Consider the following 410-nt stretch of genomic DNA (forward strand, 5'->3'; position numbering starts at 1 on the left):
CGGCATCAGTCTGTCCATGATGTTCATCAGGGCGGGAATGATCGATCGCTGCCACTTAGGATGCAAGTGTGCCTCAACCTCATCTATAAGGAAAGTCGTCTTATTGGATGGGCGTTCGCCAAGCAGTTTTTTTGCTCTCAAATGCTCTTCCCAGCACCAAACCAGAAAATACGCCAGGGAAACTATCCGCCGCATGCCAGAAGACGCGTGTACTACGGCCACTTCTTGACCATAAGGCATCTTCAGTGTCGGCATGTCTCTCACATCATCAAGGCTGATCCGTGTGAGTTCACCGGGAACGAGCTTTTCTTCATCCGGAGACGAAAGAGCTTCAAGCACGGACTCCAAGTAGGAGAAAGCCGTGCCTTTCTCCTTCTGCCATCCTGCCCAATCCCTGATCAATCCATTGC

General features: G+C 51.2%; 1 protein-coding gene. It reads right to left on the minus strand.

Annotated elements, in window-relative coordinates; translation table 11 throughout:
* A partial coding sequence (locus tag JWG43_RS18910) for an AAA family ATPase (RefSeq protein ID WP_275888522.1) occupies window positions 1–402 on the minus strand: 402 nt, incomplete at its 3' end.
* Window positions 403–410: the final 8 nt, after the last annotated feature.

Origin of the sequence: Desulfobulbus alkaliphilus (assembly GCF_016918545.1) — a bacterium.
Taxonomy (GTDB): Bacteria; Desulfobacterota; Desulfobulbia; order Desulfobulbales; family Desulfobulbaceae; genus Desulfobulbus; species Desulfobulbus alkaliphilus.